At 63.1% G+C, this 545-nt stretch carries 1 protein-coding gene; it reads right to left on the bottom strand.

Features of this window, described 5'->3' with window-relative positions; translation table 11 throughout:
- Positions 1-492, bottom strand: a 492-nt coding sequence (locus DID96_RS37950; RefSeq protein ID WP_148094547.1) for an RNA-guided endonuclease TnpB family protein, incomplete at its 3' end; no start/stop codon positions are given.
- Positions 493-545: the final 53 nt, after the last annotated feature.

Raw genomic sequence — 545 nt, 5'->3', positions numbered from 1 at the left:
TGAGACGAACCATTTGTCGCAGGCCTGGCTCACGGTGACGTTCTTCAGCGTACCGAGCACGTCCCGGCTCTTGCGATAGCGCAGCCAGCCGAGCTTGGGCAGGAAGATCCGGCTGTTGGCCTGGTCGAGCTTGATCTGCTTCGGATCGGGGTAGCGAAAGCTCTCGCGCCGGCCCTTCTTCTTGAAGCGCGGGAAGTCGGCCCGCTTGGCGAAGAAGTTGGTATAGGCCCGTTCCAGATCCTTCAGCGATTGTTGCAGCGGATGCGTCGGCGCCGCTTTGAGCCACGGCGTTTCCGTGCCGTTGCGCCACCCGGTGAGCTGCTGGCACAGCCCGGCATAGCCCAGCTTCTTCTCGCCGCGCTCGTAGCGCGCCTTCTGCAACGCCAGTGCCTTGTTGAACACGAAGCGACACGCTCCGGCGAAGCGGCGCATGTCGCGCGCCTGCTCGCCAGTCGGCATCAGTTCGAATCGGAAGGCCTGAAGACATTGCATACGCTGAGCGTATCACCCACCACTTACGCGTTGTCAAGGACGCCTGCGGCGTC

The organism is Burkholderia sp. Bp8963, from assembly GCF_003854275.1.
Classification (GTDB): domain Bacteria; phylum Pseudomonadota; class Gammaproteobacteria; order Burkholderiales; family Burkholderiaceae; genus Burkholderia.
This window is presented reverse-complemented; position numbering and strand designations above follow the sequence as displayed.